The sequence below is a fragment of the Mesorhizobium sp. B2-4-7 genome (genome assembly GCF_006442685.1).
Lineage (GTDB): Bacteria > Pseudomonadota > Alphaproteobacteria > Rhizobiales > Rhizobiaceae > Mesorhizobium.
In genome coordinates, this window is the sequence record NZ_VFVH01000020.1 from 1 (window position 1) to 8,822 (window position 8,822).

Annotated in this window: 7 protein-coding genes; all 7 read left to right on the forward strand. The window is 63.9% G+C overall.

Annotated features, from left to right (window positions below; all coding sequences use genetic code 11):
• The coding region (locus FJ946_RS30575) for a hypothetical protein (RefSeq protein ID WP_140528014.1) at positions 1-280 on the forward strand (280 nt) is incomplete at its 5' end.
• Between the two features lie 346 nt (positions 281-626).
• On the forward strand, positions 627-3,248 hold the full coding sequence (gene topA / locus FJ946_RS30580) for a type I DNA topoisomerase (protein ID WP_140518283.1): 2,622 nt from the start codon (positions 627-629) through the stop codon (positions 3,246-3,248).
• Positions 3,249-3,254: 6 nt separating this feature from the next.
• Entirely contained in the window at positions 3,255-5,573 is a 2,319-nt protein-coding gene (gene rnr, locus FJ946_RS30585) for a ribonuclease R (protein WP_140568187.1), read from the forward strand.
• Positions 5,573-6,019, forward strand: coding sequence for a DUF983 domain-containing protein (locus FJ946_RS30590; RefSeq protein ID WP_140525403.1), 447 nt, complete (start codon positions 5,573-5,575; stop codon positions 6,017-6,019). Before rnr ends, FJ946_RS30590 begins: the two co-directional genes overlap by 1 nt.
• Before the next feature lie 73 nt (positions 6,020-6,092).
• Positions 6,093-6,833: an NUDIX domain-containing protein gene (locus tag FJ946_RS30595; protein ID WP_140501564.1), complete on the forward strand. Its 741-nt coding sequence runs from the start codon at positions 6,093-6,095 to the stop codon at positions 6,831-6,833.
• Positions 6,834-6,856: 23 nt separating this feature from the next.
• Positions 6,857-8,032: an MFS transporter gene (locus tag FJ946_RS30600; RefSeq protein WP_140501562.1), complete on the forward strand. Its 1,176-nt coding sequence runs from the start codon at positions 6,857-6,859 to the stop codon at positions 8,030-8,032.
• Positions 8,033-8,181: 149 nt separating this feature from the next.
• On the forward strand, positions 8,182-8,640 hold the full coding sequence (locus FJ946_RS30605) for a hypothetical protein (RefSeq protein WP_140501560.1): 459 nt from the start codon (positions 8,182-8,184) through the stop codon (positions 8,638-8,640).
• The last annotated feature ends 182 nt before the right edge of the window (positions 8,641-8,822 follow it).

An 8,822-nucleotide genomic window follows, 5' to 3' on the forward strand; every position in this document is an offset into this window, starting at 1 on the left:
GATCTACACCGATGCCAACGGCATGACGCTCTACACCTATGACAAGGACGAGAAGGGCAAGACCAACTGCTATGACAAATGCGCCACAAACTGGCCGCCGCTGAAGGCCGAGGCCGGCGCCAAGGCGGACGATGAATGGACCGTCGTCGACCGCACCGACGGCACCAAGATGTGGGCCTATGACGGCAAGCCCGTCTACACATTCATCAAGGACAAGAAGGCCGGCGATGTGTCTGGTGATGGCGTCGGCGGCGTCTGGCATATCGTAAAGGCCGACTAAGGCTGCCACCTTAACTTCGACGTTGCTGCCGGGCGTGCCTTCAACGCCTGGCAGTCCGCATCAGACGCGCTGGCGCGGCATTTGACTCGGTCCACAGGGTCGCCGGCGACCTCATCGGCGCCAATTTGAGCCGCTCCTCACCGCTCCAGCCATTTGTCTTAGTTACCCCTCAACAATGTGATCTTCTCCATACACTCTTAGAGTGTATTGCTGCCGGCACTCTTGCAATTTGGCCGCTTCCCCTTGACCGGATGCAAAAGCGCGGCCATGTGAGCGACGAACAGAACCGAGATTTCGTCGCGCGCAGCGGAATTCTTCTGCCGCATCACAGCTGATATGAGCCCTCATGGACGTCGTCGTCGTCGAATCGCCGGCCAAGGCGAAGACAATCAACAAATACCTCGGCAAGAACTACAAGGTTCTGGCCTCGTTCGGCCATGTCCGTGATTTGCCGGCCAAGGACGGCTCGGTGCGACCGGACGAGGATTTCGCCATGTCCTGGGCGGTCGACACGGCATCCGGCAAGCGCCTCGCCGACATCGCCAAGGCGGTCAAGGACGCCGACGGCCTGATCCTCGCCACCGACCCGGACCGCGAGGGCGAGGCCATTTCCTGGCACGTTCTGGAAGTCTTGCGGCAGAAGCGCGCGCTGAAGGACAAGCCGGTCAGCCGCGTCGTCTTCAACGCCATCACCAAGAGCTCGGTGCTCGAGGCGATGGCCAATCCGCGCCAGATCGATGCGCCGCTGGTCGACGCCTATCTCGCCCGCCGGGCGCTCGACTATCTCGTCGGCTTCACTCTTTCGCCGGTACTGTGGCGCAAGCTCCCCGGAGCCCGTTCCGCCGGCCGCGTGCAGTCGGTCGCCTTGCGGCTGGTCTGCGACCGCGAATCCGAGATCGAACGCTTCATCCGCGAGGAATACTGGCAGATCGCTGCCATCCTCGGCACGCCGCGCAACGAGAACTTCGAGGCGCGCCTGACCGCTTTCGAGCGCAAGAAGTTGCAGAAGCTCGACATCGCCAACAAGGCGCAGGCCGACGACATCAAGGCCATGCTCGAGGGCGCGGCCTTCAAGGCGCTGTCCGTCGAAGCAAAACCCACCAAGCGCAATCCGGGCCCGCCCTTCACCACCTCGACATTGCAGCAGGCCGCCTCGTCGGGCCTCGGCTTTTCGGCCAACCGCACGATGCAGGTGGCGCAGCGCCTCTATGAAGGAATGGAGATCGGCGGCGAAACCACCGGCCTGATCACCTATATGCGAACCGACGGCGTGCAGATGGCGCCCGAGGCGATCTCGGCCGCACGCGATGCCATCGCCAAGGAATTCGGCCCCAAATACCTGCCGGAAAAGCCGCGCCTGTACACGACCAAGGCCAAGAACGCCCAGGAAGCGCACGAAGCGATCCGCCCGACCGACTTCATGCGCACGCCGGCATCGGTTAGGCAATATCTCGATGCCGACCAGATGCGGCTCTATGAATTGATCTGGAAGCGCGCCATCGCCAGCCAGATGCAGCCGGCGGAGATCGAACGCACCACGGTCGAGATCGAGGCGGTCAACGGTGCTCGCACGGCCGAGTTGCGCGCCGTCGGTTCGGTCGTGCGCTTCGACGGTTTCATCGCCGCCTATACCGACCAGAAGGACGATGATTCCGAGGACGAGGAAAACCGCCGCCTGCCCGAAATCCGCGCCGGCGAGCAGCTTGCCCGCCAGGCGATCAACGCCACCCAGCACACCACCGAACCGCCGCCGCGTTATTCCGAAGCTTCGCTGATCAAGAAGCTGGAGGAGCTCGGCATCGGCCGGCCGTCGACCTACACGGCGATCCTGAAGACGCTCGAGGACCGCGACTATGTCACCATCGACAAGCGCCGGCTGGTGCCGCAGGCCAAGGGCCGGCTGCTATCGGCCTTCCTGGAAAGCTTCTTCGAGCGTTATGTCGAATATGACTTCACCGCATCGCTCGAGGAAAAGCTCGACGAGATCTCCGACGGCAAGCTCGCCTGGAAGGACGTTCTGCGCGATTTCTGGAAGGATTTTTCCGGCGCCGTAGCCGACATCAAGGAACTGCGCGTCACCGACGTGCTCGATGCGCTGAACGAGGAACTGGCGCCGCTGGTCTTCCCTGCCCGGGAGGACGGCTCCAATCCGCGCATCTGCCCCAAATGCGGCACCGGCAATTTGTCGCTCAAGCTCGGCAAGTTCGGCGCCTTCGTCGGCTGCTCGAACTATCCCGAATGCTCCTTCACCCGCCAGCTCGGCGACGCCGCCAACCCCAATGGCGAGAATGGCGGCGGCGAAGACGGCACCAAAGTGCTCGGCAAGGATCCCTACACGGCTGAGGAGATCACGCTGCGCAGCGGCCGCTTCGGTCCCTATATCCAGCGCGGCGACGGCAAGGAAGCCAAGCGTTCCAGCTTGCCCAAGGGCTGGACGCCCGATTCGATCGACCATGAGAAGGCGCTTGCCCTGCTTTCCCTGCCGCGCGATGTCGGCAAGCATCCGGAAACCGGCAAGATGATCTCGGCCGGGCTTGGCCGCTACGGGCCTTTCGTGCTGCATGACGGCACCTACGCCAATCTCGACAGCATCGAGGATGTATTCTCGATCGGGCTCAACCGCGCTGTTTCGGTGATCGCCGAGAAGCAGTTGAAGGGCAAGGGCGGCCGCAATGGCGGCACTGCGGCAGCCCTCAAGGAGCTTGGCGATCATCCCGACGGCGGCGGCAAGATCGTCGTGCGCGACGGCAAATACGGGCCTTATGTCAATTTCGGCAAGGTCAATGCCACGCTGCCCAAGGGCAAGGATCCGCAATCGGTGACGATGGAGGATGCGCTGGCGCTGATCGCCGAGAAGGAAGCCAAGGGCGGCGGCGGCAAGAAGCCTTTCCGCAAAGCGGCGGCGGCCAAGGCCCCCGCTACCAAGAAGACGGCGGCCAAGAAGCCTGCCGCCAGGAAAAAGGGATAGAACGGCGTGGCGCGCAGGATCTCCGCAACAACCCACGGCGACCCGCGCACCGCCGACACAACGGCCAAGGTCAAGGGCGATTACAAGCCCTCGCGTGACGAAATCCTGCGCTACATCGCCGAAAATCCGGATCGCGCTGGAAAACGCGACATCGCCAAGGCGTTCGCGCTGCGCGGCCCGGACCGCATTTGGCTGAAGGATCTCCTGCGCGACCTGCAGGACGAAGGCGTCCTGACCAAGGAGCGTAAGCGCCTGGCCCGCGTTGGCGCCCTGCCCCATGTCACGGTGCTCGACATTTTCGACCGCGACGCCAACGGCGTGCTGCTGGCGCGTCCCACCGAACACACCGCCAATGGACCGCCCCCCATCGTTTCCATCCGCCTGTCGCGCAGTGGCGGCGGACCGGCGCCTGGCATTGGCGACCGCGTGCTGGCCAAGACCTTTCCCGCAGACGACACGAACGTCGCCTTGGGCGGCCCGGCCTACACAGGGCGGGTGATGAAGATATTCGAGAAGCGCACAGATGCCGTTCTCGGCGTCTTTCGGGTGCTTCAGGACGGCAGTTTCCGCATCGAGCCGGTGGAGCGCCGGCAACCCGAACTGATCGTCGACAAGGAATTCCAGAACGGAGCCAAGAACGGCGATCTCGTCGAGGTCGAGCCCGCCCGGGCCTCGCGCTATGGCTTGCCGAGAGCAAAAGTGCTCAACGTGCTGGGCTCGCTGACCAGCGAAAAGGCGGTCTCGATGATCGCCATCCACGCACATGACATTCCGCATGTCTTCCCGGCCGACGTCATCGCCGAAGCCGAAGCCGTCAAGCCTGCGACGATGGCCAACCGCGAGGACTGGCGCGAACTGCCGCTGGTCACCATCGACCCGGCCGACGCCAAGGACCACGACGACGCGGTGTTCGCTACGCCCGATCTCGATGAGAAGAACCCCGGCGGCGTGGTCATCACGGTCGCCATCGCCGACGTGGCTGCTTACGTCCGCTACGGCACGGCACTCGACCGCGAAGCGCTGAAGCGCGGCAATTCGGTCTATTTCCCCGACCGCGTCGTGCCGATGCTGCCCGAGCGCATCTCCAACGATCTCTGCTCGCTGCGCGAAGGCCAGGATCGCCCGGCACTGGCAGTGCGCATGACCTTCTCGGCGGACGGGCGCAAGGTCAGGCATTCCTTCCACCGCATCATGATGAAATCGGCGGCCAAGCTCGCCTACCCGCAGGCGCAGGCGGCGATCGACGGCGTGCCGGACGACAAGACCGGGCCGATCCTCGACGCAGTGCTGAAGCCGCTATGGGATGCCTATGCGGTCCTCAAGCGCGGACGCGATGGCCGCCAGCCGCTCGAACTCGATCTGCCCGAGCGCAAGATCCTGCTGAAGCCCGACGGCACTGTCGATCGCGTCGTCGTGCCGGAACGGCTCGATGCCCATAAGCTCATCGAAGAATTCATGATCCAGGCCAATGTCGCCGCCGCCGAGACACTCGAGGCGAAGAAGCAGGCGCTGGTGTACCGCACCCACGACGCGCCCTCGCTGGCCAAGCAGGAATCGCTGCGCGAATTTCTGCAAACCCTGGGCCTGTCGCTGGCGCGCGGTGCGCAGATGCGGCCCGCCCAGTTCAACGGCATTCTCGAGCGCGTGCGCGGCGCCGACAATGAAGGTCTGGTCAACGAGGTGGTGCTGCGCTCGCAGAGCCAGGCCGAATATTCACCCAAGAACATCGGCCATTTCGGCCTCAACCTGAACCGTTACGCGCATTTCACCTCGCCGATCCGCCGTTACGCCGACCTCATCGTGCACCGCGGGCTTATCGCCGCACTCGGCCTCGGCCCAGGGGGCCTGACGCAGGAGGAGGAAGCGCGGCTCGAGGATGTTTCGGTGCTGATTTCCGGCACAGAACGCCGTGCAATGGCGGCCGAACGCGACACGGTCGACCGGCTGATCGCCGCTTATCTCGCCGAGCGCATCGACGACCGTTTCGACGCCCGCATTTCGGGTGTCACCAAATCGGGACTATTTGTCCAATTGCCGCAGTATGGCGCAGATGGTTTCATCCCTGTGTCAACTCTGGGCGGCGATTACTATATATATGACGAAACGGCCCGCTCGCTCTACGGAGAACGCTCGGGCAAGGGTTATCAGTTGGCGGACCGTGTCGAGGTCCGTCTCGTCGAAGTGGCGCCGATGGCCGGCGCGATGCGCTTTGAGACGTTGACCGACCCGAAGCCCCTGCCTGGCTCCGTTAGGTCGTTTCACAAGGCAAAAGGCCGCGCCCGTGCGTCACAATCGCGCCCAGGCTCGCGTGGCAGGAGACGATGATGGCAAGAGGCACGGAAGAACAGGTTTTCGGCGGTGAACATCACTCGGGCCGGGTCGCGCGACCGCTGTGGACGGCGATGAAGCGCGGCATGCTCGGCCGCTGCCCGCATTGCGGCGAAGGCAAGCTGTTTCGCGGCTTCACCAAGACCGTCGAGACATGCAGCGTCTGCGGCGAGGAGATACACCATCACCGCGCCGACGATCTGCCCGCCTATCTGGTCATCGTCATCGTCGGCCACATCGTGCTCGGCGCCTTCATGGGCGTGGAGGCGACGTCGACCCTTTCCACCTGGCAGCACATCGCCATCTGGGTACCCTTGACGATCCTGCTGTCGGTTGCACTGCTGCAGCCGGTGAAAGGTGCCGTCATCGGATTGCAATGGGCATTCTATATGCACGGTTTTGCTGGCGAACACGACGTGGCTGAACCCCATCCCGGTGCCTGAGGTGCTGGCTGGCGCAACATGCCAACCGTCAAGGCTACTTTCGCATGCAAGACGTTTCCGCTAGGTCCTGCGCATGGAAGGAATGACCAAGGCGGACGTCGACAGGATCGACAAGGGTCTGGCCACGCATGGTGGCCGGGCGATTCGTCCACGTGATGCCGCGACCCTGATCCTGCTCGACGGCAAGGCCAACGACTTGCGGGTCCTGATGGGTCGCCGTCATGCCGGTCACGCCTTCATGCCAGGCAAGTTCGTTTTTCCCGGCGGCCGTACCGACCCGGCGGACAGCCGCATCCCCACCGCCACCGCGCTGCATCCCGAGCAGGAAGCAAAGCTCATCGCCGGCCCCGGCCGCACGAGCGAGGCGCGTGCCCGCGCCATCGCCTTGTCGGCCATCCGCGAGACCTATGAGGAAGCCGGGCTGCTGATTGGTCGCAAAGGCGCCTTCGCCACGACAAGGTCTGATTGGCAAGGCTTTGCCGAACATGGGGTGCAACCTGCCCTGGACATGCTGCGCTTCATTGCGCGCGCCATCACGCCGCCCAACCGGGTGCGCCGCTTCGACACCCGCTTCTTCTGCGCCTGGCGCGATGATGTCGCCGTCGAACTGACGGGCGGCGGTCCGACCAACGAGCTCGAGGAACTGGTCTGGCTGCCGCTTGCCAAGGCCAGGGAAGCCGACATTCCCGACATCACCCGGATGATCCTGGACGAGCTGGAAAGCCGCCTCGCCCATGATCCGCTGTTGCGTCCGGGCGGTCCCGTGCCCTTCTACCGGCTTGTCCGCAACCGCTTCACCCGCGAAATTCTGTAGAACATCGAGTATTCAGACATAACATGACGGTCGATACCCAACCAAAGGGCGACGAGCGCGTACACTGGCTGCCGATGGTGGCGGCGATCTCGTCGATCAGCGTCGTCGGCATCGCCATCGGCCTCGGCATGCCGCTGCTCAGCGTCATCCTGGAAACGCGCGGCCATTCGGCCTCGATGATCGGCCTCAACACGGCAGTCGCCGGCCTGGCCTCGATCGCCGGCGCCCCTCTGGCCACGCCGCTCGCCATGCGCTTCGGCGTCGCCTGGACGATGATCGCCATGATTGCCGCCGGTGCGCTGGCCTTCGTCGGCTTCCACTTCGCACCCGATTTCTGGATGTGGTTTCCGCTGCGCGTCGTGCTGCACATCGCGCTGACGGTGCTGTTCATCCTGTCCGAATTCTGGATCAGCACCTCGGCGCCGCCGCATCGGCGAGGTCTTGTGCTCGGCATCTACGCCACCGTGCTGTCGCTCGGCTTTGCCGCGGGGCCGTGGCTGTTCGCCCATCTCGGCAGCTCCGGCTTCAGGCCGTTCGGAGTCATCATCGCATTGGTGGCGCTGGCCGCGATCCCGGTGCTGGCGGCGCGCAACGAGAGCCCGACGATTGTATCCGACGGCGAAACCAGCAATTTCCTGCGCTACATCTGGCTGGTGCCGACCGCGACCGCCGCCGTTCTGGTGTTCGGCGCTGTCGAAACCGGCGGTTTCGCCCTGTTTCCGGTCTATGGCAACCGCATCGGCTATTCCGAAGCCGACGCAGCCTTGCTGCTCACCATGATCGGCCTCGGCAACGTGCTCTTGCAGATCCCGATCGGCATGATCAGCGATCGCGTCTCGGACCGCCGCTATCTGCTTCTGGCGTGCGCCACTGTCGGACTCGCCGGTACGATCTTCATGCCGCATCTGGCCGGCAACTGGCACCTGATGGCGGGCCTTCTGTTCGTCTGGGGCGGCGTGGTCGCGGCCATGTACACGATCGGCCTCGCCCATCTCGGCTCGCAGCTTTCCGGCCATGAACTGGCTTCCGCCAATGCCGCCTTCGTGCTGTGCTACGGCGTCGGCATGGTGCTCGGCCCGCAGGCGATAGGCATCGGCATGGATGCGTTCGGTCCCTCTGGCTTCGGCTGGTCGCTCGGCCTGTTCTTCGCCGCCTACATGGTTCTTGCCAGCGTCAGGTTGGTCCGCAAGATCTTGTAAGCCGCCACCGGCGCAAACCGGATTCACGATCGCCCACTACCGGCTGGCCCATAACTGGCTACCCCCGGATGACTGGCTGCTGACAGAACCGTGTCAGCGGCCACGGTTTATACGGAGACCTCAAAACACCTGAAGTTGAGGAGACTCCGATGATCGACAGCGGCTTTGAAACCACATCATTGCGGATGACGCTGCTCCTGCTTGTCACTTTCCAGGCGCCGGCCGCGGATGTCGACCGCATCATGGACGCCGTGGTGGCGCTGGCGCCGCTGGCCATGGGTAAATATGACCGCAACGCCTACCAGTCGGCGCATGGCATCGAGCGCTACCGGCCACTTGACGGCGCAGCCGCCGGCGCCGAGACCGAATTGCGGCGGCGCCCCGGCACGGTCGAGGTTTCGTTCGAATTGCCCGATGACCAGGAATTGGCGGCGCGCGTCGTAGAAGCGATCTTTCAGGCGCACAGCTACCAGGAACCGGTGATCCGCATTCAGCCGGTCCTTGCCAGCCGTTCCAAGGGACTGGACGACCGCGCCAATCCGAATCGCTGGTGGAACACCACGGGAGATTGGAAGAAAACCATCGTTCTGGAGGCGGAACACGTGTGAATGCCGACAGGCATTGGCTTCCGTGACGGCGGCAAGGCGCGTCGGGCTGTCGGTAGCTAATCAAGTTGTCCGGTTTGGTAGCACATGATCTGTCCGCTTCTGTTATGGCGTCGAAGCGGTTCACGCGGCTTGCCTGATGGGGCAAGTGTCTTCGATTGCGGCGCCGTCAGAGCTGTAGCGAG

Excerpts from the sequence above, each read along its gene's own strand:
- topA (WP_140518283.1), top strand. The coding sequence starts at position 627 with ATGGACGTCGTCGTCGTCGAATCGCCGGCCAAGGCGAAGACAATCAAC.
- FJ946_RS30605 (WP_140501560.1), top strand. The coding sequence starts at position 8,182 with ATGATCGACAGCGGCTTTGAAACCACATCATTGCGGATGACGCTGCTC.
- FJ946_RS30595 (WP_140501564.1), top strand. The coding sequence starts at position 6,093 with ATGGAAGGAATGACCAAGGCGGACGTCGACAGGATCGACAAGGGTCTG.
- FJ946_RS30590 (WP_140525403.1), top strand. The coding sequence starts at position 5,573 with ATGGCAAGAGGCACGGAAGAACAGGTTTTCGGCGGTGAACATCACTCG.
- FJ946_RS30600 (WP_140501562.1), top strand. The coding sequence starts at position 6,857 with ATGACGGTCGATACCCAACCAAAGGGCGACGAGCGCGTACACTGGCTG.